Origin of the sequence: Nocardia jiangxiensis NBRC 101359 (assembly GCF_000308615.1) — a bacterium.
In the GTDB taxonomy this organism is placed as follows: Bacteria; Actinomycetota; Actinomycetes; order Mycobacteriales; family Mycobacteriaceae; genus Nocardia; species Nocardia jiangxiensis.
In genome coordinates this window covers 1-15388 of sequence record NZ_BAGB01000005.1, presented here as the reverse complement: position 1 = coordinate 15388, position 15388 = coordinate 1, and the positions used below count along the sequence as shown (strand labels likewise).

General features: G+C 67.1%; 14 protein-coding genes. 6 read left to right on the top strand and 8 right to left on the bottom strand.

All coding sequences use genetic code 11. The features are described from left to right. Positions 1 to 89: 89 nt before the first annotated feature. The 4 genes from ON40_RS01290 to ON40_RS01275 form a co-directional block, all read right to left on the bottom strand. Positions 90 to 2030, bottom strand: coding sequence for an ABC transporter ATP-binding protein (locus tag ON40_RS01290; RefSeq protein ID WP_040817457.1), 1941 nt, complete (start codon positions 2028 to 2030; stop codon positions 90 to 92). After that, the gene (locus ON40_RS01285) at positions 2027 to 3763 is read right to left on the bottom strand and encodes an ABC transporter ATP-binding protein (RefSeq protein WP_040817455.1); all 1737 of its coding nucleotides are present in this window, start codon (positions 3761 to 3763) and stop codon (positions 2027 to 2029) included. Before ON40_RS01285 ends, ON40_RS01290 begins: the two co-directional genes overlap by 4 nt. Before the next feature lie 116 nt (positions 3764 to 3879). Next, a complete protein-coding gene (locus ON40_RS01280; RefSeq protein ID WP_040817453.1) occupies positions 3880 to 4419 on the bottom strand; it encodes an RrF2 family transcriptional regulator in 540 nt (179 codons plus the stop codon). A 3-nt stretch (positions 4420 to 4422) separates the two neighbouring features. Then, positions 4423 to 5007: a TetR/AcrR family transcriptional regulator gene (locus tag ON40_RS01275; RefSeq protein WP_051192505.1), complete on the bottom strand. Its 585-nt coding sequence runs from the start codon at positions 5005 to 5007 to the stop codon at positions 4423 to 4425. Between the two features lie 200 nt (positions 5008 to 5207). Between ON40_RS01275 and ON40_RS01270 the strand changes: the two genes are divergently transcribed. After that, positions 5208 to 7592 carry an MMPL family transporter gene (locus ON40_RS01270; protein ID WP_040817450.1) on the top strand — a complete coding sequence of 795 codons (2385 nt, stop codon included), beginning with the start codon at positions 5208 to 5210 and terminating at the stop codon, positions 7590 to 7592. A 69-nt stretch (positions 7593 to 7661) separates the two neighbouring features. Here ON40_RS01270 and ON40_RS01265 read toward each other — a convergent pair whose 3' ends face one another. Continuing rightward, positions 7662 to 8597 carry an LLM class F420-dependent oxidoreductase gene (locus tag ON40_RS01265; protein ID WP_040817447.1) on the bottom strand — a complete coding sequence of 312 codons (936 nt, stop codon included), beginning with the start codon at positions 8595 to 8597 and terminating at the stop codon, positions 7662 to 7664. A 119-nt stretch (positions 8598 to 8716) separates the two neighbouring features. Between ON40_RS01265 and ON40_RS01260 the strand changes: the two genes are divergently transcribed. Continuing rightward, on the top strand, positions 8717 to 9118 hold the full coding sequence (locus tag ON40_RS01260; RefSeq protein WP_040817444.1) for a VOC family protein: 402 nt from the start codon (positions 8717 to 8719) through the stop codon (positions 9116 to 9118). 184 nt (positions 9119 to 9302) lie between these two features. Continuing rightward, on the top strand, positions 9303 to 10727 hold the full coding sequence (gene rox / locus ON40_RS01255) for a rifampin monooxygenase (RefSeq protein ID WP_040817540.1): 1425 nt from the start codon (positions 9303 to 9305) through the stop codon (positions 10725 to 10727). Between the two features lie 88 nt (positions 10728 to 10815). On the opposite strand, the gene ON40_RS01250 is transcribed toward rox, so the two are convergent. Together ON40_RS01250 and ON40_RS01245 are read right to left on the bottom strand one after the other, a co-directional pair. Continuing rightward, a complete protein-coding gene (locus tag ON40_RS01250; protein ID WP_040817538.1) occupies positions 10816 to 11235 on the bottom strand; it encodes a RidA family protein in 420 nt (139 codons plus the stop codon). A 20-nt stretch (positions 11236 to 11255) separates the two neighbouring features. After that, positions 11256 to 11939 carry an HD domain-containing protein gene (locus tag ON40_RS01245; RefSeq protein ID WP_040817442.1) on the bottom strand — a complete coding sequence of 228 codons (684 nt, stop codon included), beginning with the start codon at positions 11937 to 11939 and terminating at the stop codon, positions 11256 to 11258. A gap of 51 nt (positions 11940 to 11990) precedes the next feature. Here ON40_RS01245 and ON40_RS01240 point away from each other — a divergent pair, with 51 nt between their 5' ends. Next, the gene (locus ON40_RS01240) at positions 11991 to 12923 is read left to right on the top strand and encodes a GlxA family transcriptional regulator (RefSeq protein ID WP_040817439.1); all 933 of its coding nucleotides are present in this window, start codon (positions 11991 to 11993) and stop codon (positions 12921 to 12923) included. Positions 12924 to 13099: 176 nt separating this feature from the next. On the opposite strand, the gene ON40_RS01235 is transcribed toward ON40_RS01240, so the two are convergent. Beyond that, entirely contained in the window at positions 13100 to 14023 is a 924-nt protein-coding gene (locus tag ON40_RS01235; protein ID WP_040817436.1) for an RNA polymerase sigma-70 factor, read from the bottom strand. A gap of 163 nt (positions 14024 to 14186) precedes the next feature. Between ON40_RS01235 and ON40_RS01230 the strand changes: the two genes are divergently transcribed. Continuing rightward, a complete protein-coding gene (locus ON40_RS01230; protein ID WP_040817536.1) occupies positions 14187 to 14672 on the top strand; it encodes a carboxymuconolactone decarboxylase family protein in 486 nt (161 codons plus the stop codon). A gap of 82 nt (positions 14673 to 14754) precedes the next feature. Continuing rightward, positions 14755 to 15388, top strand: a 634-nt coding sequence (locus tag ON40_RS01225; RefSeq protein WP_040817434.1) for a LysE family translocator, incomplete at its 3' end; no start/stop codon positions are given.

Below are 15388 nucleotides of genomic sequence, written 5' to 3'. Positions count from 1 at the left end.
CACATTCGCCGCCCGGTGCGCATCGAGGTGCGCCGCTGTTCGATGACGCGGAGCGGCTGTGGCCGTCACAGCTCGGAAACCGGCGGGCACTACACCGCGTCGAGCGTATCCTCGAGGTCCTGATCCGTTGCGGCGCCTGCGAACTGGGCGCTGTAGAGCTTGTGATACTGCCCGCGGGCGGCGAGCAGTTGGGTGTGAGTGCCCTGTTCCACGATGCGGCCGGACTCCATGACGATGATCAGGTCGGCATCGCGAATCGTCGAAAGACGGTGGGCGATAACGAAACTGGTGCGATCTCGACGCAGCGCCGCCATCGCCTGCTGGACGAGCAGTTCGGTGCGGGTGTCGACCGAACTGGTGGCCTCGTCCAGGATCAGGATCGACGGTTTGGCCAGGAAGGCGCGCGCGATGGTGATGAGCTGCTTCTCCCCGGCGCTGACGCCCGAACCCTCCTCATCGATCACGGTGTCGTAGCCGTTGGGCAGCGAGTGCACGAACCGGTCGACGAAGGCGTCGCGGGCGGCTTCCAGCATCTCCTGCTCACTCGCCGCGGGATTGCCGTAGGCGATGTTCTCCCGGATCGTGCCGCCGAACAGCCAGGTGTCCTGCAACACCATGCCGATCCGGGACCGCAGGTGATCGCGGGTCAGCCGGGTGATGTCGACGCCGTCGATGGTGATGACGCCCTCGTCCACCTCGTAGAACCGCTCCAGCAGATTCACCAGCGTGGTCTTGCCCGCACCGGTCGGACCGACGATGGCCACCACGTGTCCGGGCTCGGCGACCAGCGACAGATCTTCGATGATCGGCTTGTCCGCCTCGTACCGGAACGAGACGTCCTCGAACGCCACCCGCCCGCGCTCCACCGGCCGCGAATCCTCCCGCGCCGGATCGGCGATCTGCTCGGGCGCGTCGAGGATCTCGAAGATCCGCTCGGCCGAGGCCACCCCGGACTGCAGCAGATTGATCATCGATCCGATCTGCGTGAGCGGCTGACTGAAACCCCGCGAGTACTGGATGAACGCCTGCACCTCACCCAGGGACAGACTGCCCGAGGCCACCCGCAACCCGCCGACCACGGCGATCAGCACGTAGTTGAGGTTCCCGACGAACATCATCACCGGCATGATCAGCCCGGAGATGAACTGCGCCCGGAAACTCGCCTCGTAGAGTTTGCCGTTGCGCTGGTCGAACTCCCGGCCGACCTCGTTCATCCGGCCGAACGCCGTGACCACCTCGTGCCCGGTGTACGCCTCCTCGACCTGGGCGTTGACCAGACCGGTGTACTTCCACTGATCGATGAAATGCGGTTTGGACCGCTTGGCGATCTGCGCGGTCACCACCACCGCGACCGGCACGGTGAGCAGCGCGATCAACGCCAGCAGCGGCGAGATCCAGAACATCATGATCAGGATGCCGATCACCGTCAGCACCGAGGTCACCATCTGGCTCAGCGTCTGCTGCAGGCTCTGCGACATGTTGTCCACGTCGTTGGTGACGCGGCTGAGCAGGTCACCGCGCGGATTGTTGTCGAAATAGCTCAGCGGCAACCGGTGGATCTTGTCCTCGACATCGGCGCGCAGCCGTTTGATCACGCGGTTGATCACCGTGGTGAGCAGATATCCCTGCAACCAGCCGAACACTCCGGCGCAGATGTACAGCACCAGCACCACCATCAGCACCCGGCCGACCGCGCCGAAATCCACACCGGTGCCGGGGATCACGTCCATTCCGGCCAGCATGTCGGCCATCCGGCTCTCGCCGCGCTCGCGCAGTCCGGCGATCGCCTGATCCTTGGTCAGGCCCGCGGGCAGCTGTTTGCCGATGACGCCGTCGAAGATCAGGTTGGTGGCCTTGCCGAGGATCTGCGGGCCGAGCGTGTTGAGCACGACCGCGATCACGGCCAGCGCCAGGATCACCGTGACCAGCACACGATCGGGCGCCAGGCGGCGCAGCAACCGCTTCAGCGAGGGTCCGAAGGATTTCGCCTTGGTTCCGGGAGCGCCCGGTCCGGGCATACCGGGTCTCATCGCGCGGCCTCCTCCGGGCTGTACTGCGATTCCACGATCTCGCGGTACTCACCGCACTCGCGCAGCAGTTCGTCGTGGGTCCCCTGCCCGACCACCGCGCCGTCCTCCAGCACGATGATCCGATCGGCGTCGCGGACCGTGGAAATCCGTTGCGCCACAGTGATCACCGCCGCGTCGGCGGTCTCCGGACGCAACGCCTCGCGCACCCGGGCGTCGGTGGCGACGTCGAGTGCGGAGAAACAGTCGTCGAACAGGTAGATCCGGGGTCTGCGCACCAGCGCGCGGGCGATCGCGAGCCGTTGTCGCTGACCACCCGATACCGTGGTGCCGCCCTGCGCCATCGGCGTCTGCAGTTCCTGCGGCATGGCCCGCACGAAATCCGCGGCCTGGGCGATCTCCAGGGCGTGCCACAGTTCCTCGTCGGTGGCCTCGGGTTTTCCGTAGCGCAGATTGTCCGCGATCGTGCCGGTGAACAGGTACGCCTTCTGCGGTACCAGGCCGATCTGCGCGCGCAGCACGTCCAGGTCGAGCTGGCGCACATCGACGCCGCCGACGCGAATCTCCCCGCCGGTCACGTCGATCAGGCGCGGAACGAGATTGATCAGCGTGGTCTTGCCCGCACCGGTCGAACCGACGATCGCGGTGGTCTCGCCCGGCTCGACGCGGAACCGCACATCGCGCACCACGGGTTTCTCCGCACCGGGGAAGGTGAATTCGGCCGCGGCGAATTCCACCGATCCGGGATCGCGGGTGAACGCCTGCGGCTGTCGCGGCGGGACCACCGAGGATTCGGTCTCCAGCACCGTGGAGATGCGTTCGGCCGAGACCGCCGCGCGCGGGGCCATCATCGCCAGGAACGAGGCCATCATCACGGCCATCAGAATCTGCATGATGTAGGCCAGCATCGCGGTCAACGACCCGACCTGCATGGTTCCGTCGTCGATGGCGTGCCCGCCGAACCACAGCACCGCCACCGTGGTCACATTGCTGATCAGCATGACCGCGGGGAACATCAGCGCGCTCAGGCGCCCGACGTACAGCGACGCCTTGGTCAGATCGGTGTTGGCCAGGTCGAACCGCGCGGTCTCGTGCCGTTCGCGTACGAAGGCCCGGACCACCCGGATGCCCGTGATCTGTTCGCGCAGAACACGATTCACCCCGTCGATGCGGGACTGCACGGCCCGGAAGCCGGGCACCATCCGGGAGATGATCACCGCCATGGTCAACGCCAGCACCGGCACCGCGACCAACAGGATCCAGGACAACCCGAGCGCCTGCTTCAACGCCATGACGATGCCGCCGATGCACATGATCGGCGCCATCACCAGGATGGTCACACTCATCACGACCAGCAGCTGCACCTGCTGCACATCGTTGGTGTTGCGGGTGATCAGCGAGGGCGCACCGAACATCCCGACCTCCCGCGCGGAGAAGGCGCCCACCCGGTGCAGCAGCGCCGCGCGCATATCGCGCCCGGCCCCCATCGCGGCCTGCGCGCCGAGGTACACCGAGGTCGCCGAGGCGAGGATCTGCACGCCCGAGACGAGCAGCATCCACAGCCCGGTGCGCCAGATGTAGCCGATATCGCCCTTGGTGACACCGTTATCGATGATGTCGGCGTTCAGCGTCGGTAGATAGAGCATCGCGATCACCGCGACCAGCTGCAGTACGACGACACCCGCCAGCTGGGCACGATACGGTGCGGCGAAGGTGCGAAGCAGTCGGATCAACATGATGGATGCAGGCTACCGTCTCTCGGTGGCCCGGTCCCCGAGGTTTCTCCCGAGGCGGACACGGATGACGCACCCACGTCATCGGCCTGTTCGGCAACACCGCACGAACGTGTGATTCACACCCGATTCGGTCGCGGGTCGGAGTCCTGCTCGGCGGTACCCGCGGGTCCTTCGAGGGAGGGACGCCGGGCCCAGGCGCCCGGATCGGCGGTCAGCGCGTCGACGAATTCCGGCAGCTGCCCCGTGGCGATCTGCGCGATCGACACCTCTTCCAGTACCGCACGGATGTTGACCCGCAACGCGATCCACACCTGTTGCAGCGGTTCGGCCACACCGGAGTATCGAACGTCCTCGGGACGTCGCCCGCGTACCGAGGCCAATGGCCCCTCGACCGCACGGATGACGTCGGCGATGCTGATCCGCTCGGCCGGGCGCGCGAGCCGATAACCGCCCTCGGGTCCGCGCCGACTGGTCAGCAGGCCCGCCCGGCGCAGCTGCGCGGCGGTCGCCTCGAGGATCTTCGGCGGTATCTCCTGTGCCGCGGCGATGGTTTCCGCCTTCACCGAATCATGGTGCGTGCCAAGGGAATCGGACTGCGTTCGAGCGATCTCCAGGAGTATCCGAACGGCGTTGTCGACCCGCGGCGAGATGTGCACGGCCTACTCCCCGGCGAGGGCGCCGAGCGCCGCGTTCAGCAGGACTCGTTCGATCAGCTCGTCGTCGGCGCCGGGTGCGAGTTCGCGCGACCAGAACACCGAGGTGAGCATCTCCAGTGCGGCACTGGCCCGCAGCATCGCCGCGTCGTCCGCACCGGGACCGGCCAGCCAGGTACACAGTCGCCGGTTGTTATCGATGATGTCCGGGTAGAGATCGCTGATCGCGTTGAGGATCGTGACGCTGTCCCGCACGCACATCGCGCCCGCGGTGCGATTGCGCAACAGCACCCCCAACTGGGCCGAGAGCACCTCGCGAACGGTCGACGAATTGTGCTCGAGCCCCTCGGCGACATCGACGTTGGCCCGCAGTTCGTCGAAGATCGGCCGGATGACCGCAAGGAGTAGATCGAGCTTCGAAGCGTAGTGATAGTAGAGCGACGCCTTTGTGATTCCTACCGCATCTGCGACCTCGCGCAGGCTCGTCTGATCGAATCCCTTGGCGGAGAACAGGCGGATCGCAGCGTCCCGAATCGCGTCCTTGGTACTTCTACCTGCGGCGACCGATCCGGCAGAACTGCGCGTTGCCATTGTGCGATCCTCTCATCCCCCTACGCGGCGCGGGCGAACGTGGCCAAGTCGAGGTTGTTGCTCCGTTTACGGCTCGGTAGTCTACCTACCGCACGGTAGGCAGGAAAAACTCGTGGAGGCGGTACGCACGGCGGCCGCACAAAGGCTGCCTACACATCTCGCCCAGCACACGACCCAGCGATCGCTAGGAGAAACCGCTCGTGTCCGTATACCTCTACCGGTGGGGCAAGTTCGCCTACCGCCGGAAATGGATCGTGTTACCGGTCTGGCTCCTGATCTTCCTGATCATCGGCGGGCTCGGTCTCGGGCTGAAGCAGCCGGTGAAGGATGATTTCAACATCCCGAACCTGCCGTCCCAGCGGGCGACGGACATCCTCGACAAACAGTTCCCCGGCATGTCGGCGCAGTTCAGCTTCGACGCGGTCACCGGCACCTATGTGATCGGCGCACCGGCCGGACAGAAGCTCACCGATCCCGCGAACCGTGCCGCGGTCACCGAACTGGTGCAGAAGCTGGGCGATCTGAACATCGTCGCCCACACCAAGACGCCGATGAATCCGACCGGCGCCGTGATGAATCCGATCGACGCCGCGGACAAGATGGGCTGCCTCACCGGCGACCGCGCCGACGCGGCGTTCGTCGCGCGCTGCGGCCTGGCCCCGCTGAACGTCCTGGGCAAGGGCGACGGCTCCACCGCACCCGCGGACACCGTTGCGTACCTGCAGGTTCCGTTCAGCATCAAGAAGTTCTCCGACATCACCGCCGCCGACCGCAAGGCCGCGTACGACGTGGCCGACGTCGCCCGCAGCGCCGGGCTGACCGTCGAGATGGACGGCACCATCGCGCAGAACAACGCCATCGACACCGGCGCCTCGGAGATGGTCGGCTACGTCGTGGCCTTCATCGTGATGATGATCGCGTTCGGCGCGCTGCTGGCCGCCTTCGTACCCATCCTGACCGGCATCGTCGGCGTGGGCGCGGCCTCGGCGCTGATCATGGCCGGCACCTCGATCGCGAACATCCCCAGCTTCACCACGATTCTGGCCTCGATGATCGGCATCGCGCTGTCCATCGACTACGCGCTGTTCATCGTCTCGCGTTACAAACACGAACTGGCGATACAGGATTCGCCCGAGGAGGCGGCCGGCACCGCGATCGGCACGGCCGGTTCCGCGGTGGTGTTCGCGGGCCTGACGGTCATCATCGCGCTGTGCGGCCTGAGCATCGTCGGGGTCAGCTTCCTGACCTGGATGGGTCTGGGCGGCGCGCTCGCGGCGGCGTTCGCGATCATGGTCGCGCTGACGCTGCTGCCCGCACTGATGGGCGCGTTCGGCAAATACCTGTTCAAGCCGAAGCTGCCGCTGGTCGCCAAACACGACCCCGAGGACGCCTCCTCGGTCACCAACGGCATGCGGTTCGGCCGCCTGATCGGCCGGATGCCCGCGGTGACGCTGGTGCTGAGCATCGTCGTGCTGGGTCTGTTCGCATTGCCCGCCGCCAAGCTGAGCCTGGGCCTGCCCGGTGAGGACAGCCAGCCCACCACCAGCACCGTGCGCAAGGCATACGACCTGCGCACCGAGGGATTCGGCGTGGGCAGCAACGGAATTCTGACCATCGTCGCAGATCTGAGCGGTGTCGCACCCGAGCAGCGCCAAGCCGCGCTGACCGCGCTGCACGACAAGCTGGCCGGCTACCCGGGGATGGATTTCGTCACCCCGGCGGCCACCAACGTCGTCGATCAGGCCACCCAGGCTCCGGACTACACGCATTCGACGGGTGCGCGGTTGTCGGCGGTGCCCAAGACCGGGCCGAACGACAAGGCCACCCAGGATCTGGTCAAGAACGCGCGCAGCGCGGAGAACCAGTTCAAGTCCCAGTACGGGATGGAATACGGCATCACGGGCACCACCGCGATCTACGCCGATGTGTCCAGTGCGTTGCTCGGCAAGATCGTGCCCTATATGGCGATCGTGGCCGCGGCGGCGTTCATCCTGCTGATGCTGGTGTTCCGCTCGATCCTGGTGCCGCTGACCGCGGCCCTGGGCTTCCTGTTGTCGATGGCCGCGACCTTCGGTGCGACCGTGCTGATCTTCCAGGAGGGCAAGCTCGGGCTGGTCAAGGAGACCCATCCGCTGGTCAGCTTCCTGCCGATCATCCTGATCGGCCTGGTATTCGGCCTGGCCATGGACTACCAGGTGTTCCTGGTCTCGCGAATGCGTGAGGAATACACCCACGGCAGGTCGCCGAAGGAGGCCGTCGTGGCGGGCTACCACCACGGCGCTCGGGTGGTGACCTCGGCCGCGGTGATCATGATCTCGGTGTTCGGCGGATTCGTCATGATGCCCGACGTGACGGCGAAGTCGATGGGCTTCGCGCTGGCCGCGGGCGTGCTGTTCGACGCCTTCCTGGTGCGCATGGTGCTGATTCCGTCGCTGCTGGTGCTGCTGGGCCGTTCGGCCTGGTGGCTGCCCAAGTGGCTGGATCGGATCCTGCCCGATATCGACGTCGAGGGCACGAAACTGCGTGCGCTGCAGGAGCGGGAGCGCGAGGCGGCGCGGGAGCGCGAGCCCGTACCGGTCGGCTGATCACGCGAGAGAACGCCGCGGCCCCGCACTCACGAATTGGGTGCGGGGCCGCGGCATTTCGTCGACGACTCAGTCCAGCTGCGGCGCGACCTCGGACGCGAAGAATTCGATGTGCTCGAGGTCCGCGAGGTCCAGCACCTGCAGGTACACCCGGGTGATGCCGGTCTCCTCACGGTAGCGGCCGATCTTGTCGACGATTTCCGCCGGCGACCCGGCCAGGCCGTTCTGCCGCAATTCCTCCGGTTCGCGGCCGATTGCCGCTGCGCGACGGGCGATTTCGGCATCGTCGCGACCCGTGCACAGCACCTGCGCGACCGAGCGGATGATCTCACCGGGATCGCGACCGATCGCCCGAGCCGCCGCGTCCACGCGCTCGCCCTGCGCCTTGGCCGTGGCGACGTCGGCGAACGGCAGATTGAACTCCTGGGCGAAGCGGGCCACCAGCTCCGGGGTGCGCTTCTTGCCGGAGCCGCCGATGATCACCGGCGGCCGCGGCCGCTGCGTCGTCTTGGGCAGGGCCGGGGCGTCCTGGAGCCGGTAGTGCTTACCGGCGTAGTCGAAACTCTCGCCCTCGGGGGTCTCCCACAGGCCGGTGATGATCTCGAGCTGTTCGGCGTACCGGTCGAACCGCTCCTTCACCTCGTACAGCTCGATGCCGTAGGCGGTGTGCTCGTCGGCGAACCAGCCTGCGCCCAAGCCGAATTCGACTCGTCCGCCGGACATCTGGTCGACCTGCGCCACCGAGATGGCCAGCACCGAGGGGTGGCGGAAAGTGGCGGCGGTGACGAGGGTGCCGAGCCGGATCCGGGAGGTCTCGCGGGCCAGGCCCGCCAGGGTGATCCACGCGTCGGTGGGGCCGGGCAGCCCGGACACCTCGCCCATCTTCAGAAAGTGATCGGACCGGAAGAACGCGTCGTATCCGGCGTCCTCGGTAGTCTTGGCGACCCGCAGGAGATCGTCGTAGGTTGCGCCTTGCTGGGGTTCGGTAAAGATCCGTAGGTCCACGAGCTTCCACCGTACGCCCACGATCCCCCGAACTCTGCGGACAGAACCTGTCCGGTTTCATCCCTAGCCTGGCAGAAGCCGGGGGATCCGCCTCCGACGCCGACCGGAAGGGCACTGCCGTGAACCTCGTCTCGATCCGCCTCATCACCGATGACGTCCGCCGACTGGCCGAGTTCTACGAACTGGTGACCGGTGTCGAAGCCGCCTGGGCCACGCCGGATTTCGCGGAGATCGTGACTCCGGCCGGAACGCTCGCACTCGGAAGCACCCGAACCGTGGCGCTTTTCGGGCCCGGCAGCGCGCGCCCGGCCGACAATCACACCGCGATCATCGAATTCCTGGTCCCGGACGTGGACGCCGAATATCGCCGACTGCGCGCTGCGGTAGCGGATTTCGTGAACGAGCCGACGACCATGCCGTGGGGAAATCGGGCGCTGCTGCTGCGCGATCCGGACGGCAATCTGGTCAACCTCTTCACCCCGGTCACCGAGGCGGCCATCGCGAAATTCGCGGCCCGCTGAACTCCCCCTCCCCTTTCAACATATATCGCACCCCGGGGCTTGCGGCAAGGCCCGGGGGGTGCCGCAGAATAGGCGGCCGAAGCCAGAACCTGCGGAAATCCGGAATCAGCGCGGCGTATTGCCGTGCCCGACGACGGGGCCGCACGGCGACTGGGTGGGTGAGAATTGGGCGAATGGGTGGTTCATGTTCGATGTGATCATTGCCGGGTGCGGACCGACCGGCGCGATGCTGGCCGCCGAACTGCGGCTGCACGAGGTGCGGGTACTCGTCGTGGAGTCCGAACCCGAGCCCGTGCCGTTCGTGCGCGCACTCGGACTGCATATTCGCAGTATCGAACTGATGGCGATGCGCGGGCTGCTGGATCGTTTTCTCGAACGCGGAAAACAGCATCCGACCGGTGGTTTCTTCGCCGCCATCACCAGACCCGCGCCCGAGGGCCTGGATTCCGCGCACGCCTATGTGCTCGGCATTCCGCAGCCGATCATCGATCAACTGCTCACCGAACGCGCGATCGAACTGGGCGCGCAGGTCCGGCGCGGTTGTACCGTGACCGGTTTCGAGCAGGACGACGAGGGGGTGACAGTCGAACTGGCCGACGGTGAGCGGCTGCGTTCGAAGTATCTGATCGGCTGCGACGGCGGGCGCAGTACGGTGCGCAAACTGCTCGGCGTCGGCTTCCCCGGTGAACCCGCGCGCACCGAGACGCTGCTGGGCGAGATGGAAGTGGGAGTGCCGCAGGAGGAGGTCACCGCCAAGGTGACCGAAATCCGGGAGACCGTCAAGCGATTCGGCCTCGGCACCCGCGACGGGCAGATCTATCGCGTCGTGGTCCCCGACCTCGAGGTCAGCGAGCGCAAGAAACCGCCCACCCTGGAGGATTTCAAACAGCGGCTGCGCGCCATCGCCGGAACCGATTTCGGCGTGCACTCCCCGCGCTTCCTGTCCCGCTTCGGTGATGCCACCCGGCTGGCCGAGCATTACCGGGTGGGCCGGGTGCTGTTGGCCGGTGACGCCGCGCATATCCATCCGCCCACCGGCGGTCAGGGCCTGAACCTGGGCGTTCAGGACGCGTTCAACCTCGGCTGGAAACTGGCCGCGCAGATCGGCGGCCGGGCTCCTGAAACCCTGCTGGACACCTATGAGGCCGAACGTCGGCCGGTCGCCGCGGAGGTGCTGAACAACACCCGCGCCCAGATGGAACTGCTGTCCACCGAACCGGGGCCGCAGGCGGTGCGCAAACTGCTCACCGAACTGATGGAGTTCGACGAGGTGAACCGCTACCTCATCGAGAAGATCACCGCGATCGGCATCCGCTACGACTTCGGCGAGGGCCCCGATCTGCTCGGCCGCCGCCTGCGCGATATCGATCTGAAACAGGGCCGTCTCTACGACCGGATGCACCGGGGCCGCGGACTGCTCCTGGACCGCACCGAGACCCTCTCCGTCGACGGCTGGTCCGACCGGATCGACCTGATCGCGGATCCCACTGCGGCACTGGATGTTCCGGCCGCTCTGCTGCGGCCCGACGGCCACATCGCCTGGATCGGCGAGAACCAGCAGGACCTGAACGACCACCTGTCCCGCTGGTTCGGCAAGCCCACCGACTGATTCTCGACGCCCGCGCCGGTCGGCGGCGCACCGGTTCCGGCGCAACGCTTTTCGAAGCCGGACCGAGTTCGCCGCCGACCTCCGAACGTCAGCCGTTCTCGGGATATGTTGCGGTTGCCTGGATTTCGACGAGGAGTTCCGGACTGGCCAGGCCGTCGACGCCGATGATGGTCCAGGACGGGTAGGGCGCGTCGATGAAACGCTGTTTGGCGGTGAGGAATTCGGGCAGATTGTGACGGATGTCGACGTGATAACTGGTGACGTCGACCAGGGCGGTGAGGTCGAGGTTCTCCTGGCGGAGAATCTCCTCGATGCGGCGCAGGGCCAGTTCGGTCTGCTCCTCGACGGTTTCACCGGCGGTTCCATCGGGGCGCCGGCCGATCTGACCGGAGATGAACAGCAGCCCGTGGGCGCGGACCGCGGCGGAATGGCCGAAGCGCGCGAAGGCATCGATGGTCTTCCCGAAAGCTTCTGTGCCCTCCGGGATTTCGACGGTCTGAATGGTCATGGTGATACTTCCCTTCTTCGTCAGTCGCCCCATCGGGACGTTCGGCAGGAGTGCTCCAGCCTGGTGCGGCCGAAGATTTCGCGTTCGCGCAGGAATTCGCCCGGAATCGCGTATCGCGGTGCGTTTTTCGGATTCTTCGCGGCCTGCGCGACGATCGCGTCGGTGAGCGAGCGGACCATGTCCAGTCGCGGATAGGCGGTGTGCACGATCTCGGCCTGCTCCTCGGTGAGATCCGCGAGCGGTTCCGCGCCCAGCGGACCGCCGAAATCCACGGCGACACCCTCGCGCACGAGCACGCACAGCACTCCGCGACGTTCCGCGATACCCGGCGAGGTGTGCAGGGCGATGGCCTGCCAGACCTGATCGGCCTCGGTCTCGCCGATACCGCGTTCGCGCAGGAATGCCGCGGCCCGGTCCGCGCCTTCGACCTCGAACCGCTGGATGTGCGGGCCGTCCGGGGCGACGCCGAGGTCGTGCATCGTGGCCGCGGCGAACAGCAGGTCGTCGTCGTAGTCGCGGCCCGCGGCCAGGGCCCGGCGCGCGGCCGCCAGCCGGGCGAACAGATAGGTGCGGATGCTGTGGTTGAACACCGAGGTCGATTCCGCCGCGCGGATGAGGTGCACGACGGCATCGGCGAGCGGTGTGCGCGGTAGTGCGATCAGGTCGCGGGCCGGGTCGGTCATGATCTCCAGCCTGCCGTTCATCGGCCTGACCTGGCGAGTGGCAAATTTGCCCCGTTTGGTTAGGATATTGCCATGGGTGTGCATCGAGTCGCGGTGCTGGCGCTGGACGGGGTCACGCCGCTGGACCTGTCGATTCCGGCGCAGATCTTCAGTGCCCGTTCGGAGACGCCCTACGAGATGACGCTGTGCGCTCTCACACCGACGGTGCGCACGAGCGTCGGTTTCACCGTGGCCGCCGCGGGAGGTCCCGCGCAGGTGCGCGCCGCCGACACCGTGATCGTGCCGGGCTGCGAACCACCCGGCCGCCCGCCCGAGGCCGCGATCGAGATGTTGGCGCAGGTCCGTGATCAGGGCAAACGCATGGTGTCGATCTGCACCGGGGCGTTCACGCTGGCCGCCGCGGGCATCCTGGACGGGCTGCGCGCCACCACCCACTGGCAGTACATCGACGACTTCGAACAGGACTTCCCGGCGGTGCGCGTGGAGCGCGACGTGCTGTACGTGGACGAGGGCGAGGTGCTCAGCTCCGCCGGTGTGTGCTGCGGTATCGACCTGTGCCTGCACATCGTGCGTCGCGATCTCGGCGCGGTGACGGCCAATCGGATCGCCCGCGGCGTGGTGGCCGCACCGCATCGTGAAGGCGGTCAGGCCCAGTACGTCCCCGCACCCGTTCCGGTGGCCGGTGAGACGTCGCTGTCCGATACCCGCGGCTGGGCCCTGCAACGTCTCGGCGAACCACTCACCCTGCGCCTACTCGCCCGGCACGCGGGTGTATCCCAACGCACCCTCATGCGTCGTTTCGCCGAGGAGACCGGCACGACCCCGCTGCAATGGCTGCTCAACGCCCGTCTCGGCCGCGCCCGCGAACTCCTGGAAACCACCGATCACCCCATCGATCACATCGCCCGCGACTGCGGCCTGGGCACCGCCGCCAACCTGCGCCTGCACTTCCGCCGCGCCCTCGGCACCACCCCCACCACCTACCGCCGCACCTTCACGCGCTAGCCGAAGACGCACTACCGCAATATATTTTGCCTCACAGAAAAGTGATCAACCCCGGGAAATTTCCGAGTCGAACACCCGTCCGGCTTCGACCTGTCACCCTGGATCCGGCACGTCACGAGATCGACCACACGCCTCAGCGCATGCCGAATCGAAGGTGCGCCGAAGCAGCTCCGGTCTCAGCGGTGCAGGGCGGTTTCGTGCTGTAGCCGCGCGAGCTTGCCAGGGTTGCGCACGGAGTAGAGCCCGGTGATGAGGCCGTCGTCCAGGCGCAGCGCCAGGACGGTGTCGATCCGGCCATCGATGCGCAGCAGGAGTGCCGGGTGGCCGTTGATGTGAGCCGGTTCGGGTGCTCGGGCGGCCAGATTGCCCAGTCCGGCGGCAAGCGCGGCGGTGACCGCTTCGGCTCCGACGATGGGAGACAGGGCGGCTCGGGCGACGCCGCCGCCGTCACCGAGGAATACGACGTCGGGGGCGAGGATGTCGAGCAGGTGTTGCAGGTCGCCGGTGTCGACCGCGCGCTGGAATGCCGCCAGCGCGGCCCGGGTGTCCGCGGCGGACACGTTTCCGCGCGGGCGGCGGGCCGCGACGTGCGAGCGGGCCCGGTAGGCGAGCTGGCGCACCGCGGTCGGGGTCTTGTCCACGGCCTCGGCGATCTCCTCGTAGTCCAGATCGAACACCTCACGCAGTACGAAGACCGCCCGCTCGATCGGCAGCAGCGTTTCCAGGACCAGCAGCATCGCCATCGAGACGTGTTCGGCCAGTTCGACATCCTCGGCGACATCGGGTGCGGTGAGCAGGGGTTCGGGCAGCCAGGGGCCGACGTAGGACTCCTTGCGGCGGCCGAGGGTGCGCAGCCGGTCCAGTGCCCGGCGGGTGGTGATCCGGATCAGATATGCGCGCTGGTCCCGGACGGTGTCCAGGTCGACGCCGGTCCACCGCAGCCAGGTCTCCTGTAGGACGTCTTCGGCGTCGGCGGCCGAGCCGAGCAGTTCGTAGGCGACGGTGAACAGCAGATTACGGTGTGCGACAAAGGTTTCGGTGGCCAGGTCCGGGCGGCGGCTGTCGGGATCGTGCGATGTGGTGCGCGTCGTGTCTGCCATGGCTGCTGCTTTCTCTGGACGGTCTCCCCCATCCGACGCCGGACACCGCCGCGTCGTAACAGGAAATCGGCGTGGTCCACCTCACACCGCGACGCCGTTATGCCGGTCGGCCGGTCGCCGTCTTGTGGTCGTCCAATCCGACACCGCAAGTGAGGAACACCCGATGGAACCCCGTTTCGACCTGAATGCCAACCAGCTCGGCGCCGAGATCGGCAAGCGCTTCGCCAACACCAGCGCATCGATCATGCGGTCGCCGCTGCCGAAATCCCTGATCGAACTGGTCGAGCTGCGCGCCAGTCAGATCAACGGCTGCGGATACTGCGTCGATGCCCACGCCAAGGAGCTGGCCGCCGGCGGCGAGCCCGCCGTGCGAATCAACCTGGTCGCCGCCTGGCGCGAGGCCACGGTGTTCACCGAGGCCGAACAGGCCGCGCTGGCCCTGGCCGAAGAGGGCACCCGGATGGCCGATGCCGACCACGGTGTCAGCGACGACACCTGGGCCCGGGTGCGCGAGCACTTCGACGACGATCAGATCGCCGCACTGGTCTACCTGGTCGCCATGATCAACGCCGCCAACCGGCTGTTGGTGATCACCCGGACCAAGGGCGGCTCCTACCAACCGGGCACCTTCGCCGCCGCGGCGAACTGACCCCGAGCGGCTCCCGCCGACGCTGCTCGGCCGCACCGGATTCCGCCGCGGAGTCCGGTCGGCCGCGGCTACGCTCCTGGAGATGGTTCCGCTGTCGCATATCGCCGCCTTCGCGGTCGCCGCCTCGATCCTGATCATCATTCCCGGCCCCAACGTGCTGTTCGCCATCGGCCGGGCGCTGAGTCTGGGCCGCCGGTCCGCGGTTCTGTCGGTCGCCGGTGGTGTCAGCGGATCGTTCGTGCCGCTGGTCGCGGTGTCGTTCGGTCTGGGCGCGGTACTGATGGCCTCGGCGATGCTCTTCCTGATCGTGAAGGTCGTCGGGGCCGCGTATCTGATCTACCTGGGCATCACGACGATCCGGCAGCGCAAGAAGCTCGCGGCGGCACTGCAATCGAAGGCCCCCAGCGCCGACGGCCGCCGGGTTTTCCGGCAGGGATTCGTCGTCGGGGCCACCAATCCCAAGACGATCGTGTTCTTCGCCGCCGTCCTTCCACAGTTCGCGGAACCGAGCCGAGGAGCACTGCCCGCGCAGCTGCTGACTCTGGGCGCGGTATTTCTTGCGATCCAAGCGCTTTCGGACGGCACCTGGGCACTGCTGGCGGCAACGGCGCGCTCCTGGTTCGCTCGTTCGCCCCGTCGCCTCGAAACCATCGGCAGCACAGGCGGATTGATGATCATCGGGGTCGGCGCCGGGATGGCATTGACTGGCGCGAACT

What these genes read in the sequence shown, in the direction of transcription:
- ON40_RS01290 (WP_040817457.1), bottom strand. Translation starts at nt 2,030, where the DNA reads ATGAGACCCGGTATGCCCGGACCGGGCGCTCCCGGAACCAAGGCGAAA.
- ON40_RS01285 (WP_040817455.1), bottom strand. Translation starts at nt 3,763, where the DNA reads ATGTTGATCCGACTGCTTCGCACCTTCGCCGCACCGTATCGTGCCCAG.
- ON40_RS01275 (WP_051192505.1), bottom strand. Translation starts at nt 5,007, where the DNA reads ATGGCAACGCGCAGTTCTGCCGGATCGGTCGCCGCAGGTAGAAGTACC.
- rox (WP_040817540.1), top strand. Translation starts at nt 9,303, where the DNA reads ATGTTCGATGTGATCATTGCCGGGTGCGGACCGACCGGCGCGATGCTG.
- ON40_RS01250 (WP_040817538.1), bottom strand. Translation starts at nt 11,235, where the DNA reads ATGACCATTCAGACCGTCGAAATCCCGGAGGGCACAGAAGCTTTCGGG.
- ON40_RS01245 (WP_040817442.1), bottom strand. Translation starts at nt 11,939, where the DNA reads ATGAACGGCAGGCTGGAGATCATGACCGACCCGGCCCGCGACCTGATC.
- ON40_RS01240 (WP_040817439.1), top strand. Translation starts at nt 11,991, where the DNA reads ATGGGTGTGCATCGAGTCGCGGTGCTGGCGCTGGACGGGGTCACGCCG.
- ON40_RS01235 (WP_040817436.1), bottom strand. Translation starts at nt 14,023, where the DNA reads ATGGCAGACACGACGCGCACCACATCGCACGATCCCGACAGCCGCCGC.
- ON40_RS01230 (WP_040817536.1), top strand. Translation starts at nt 14,187, where the DNA reads ATGGAACCCCGTTTCGACCTGAATGCCAACCAGCTCGGCGCCGAGATC.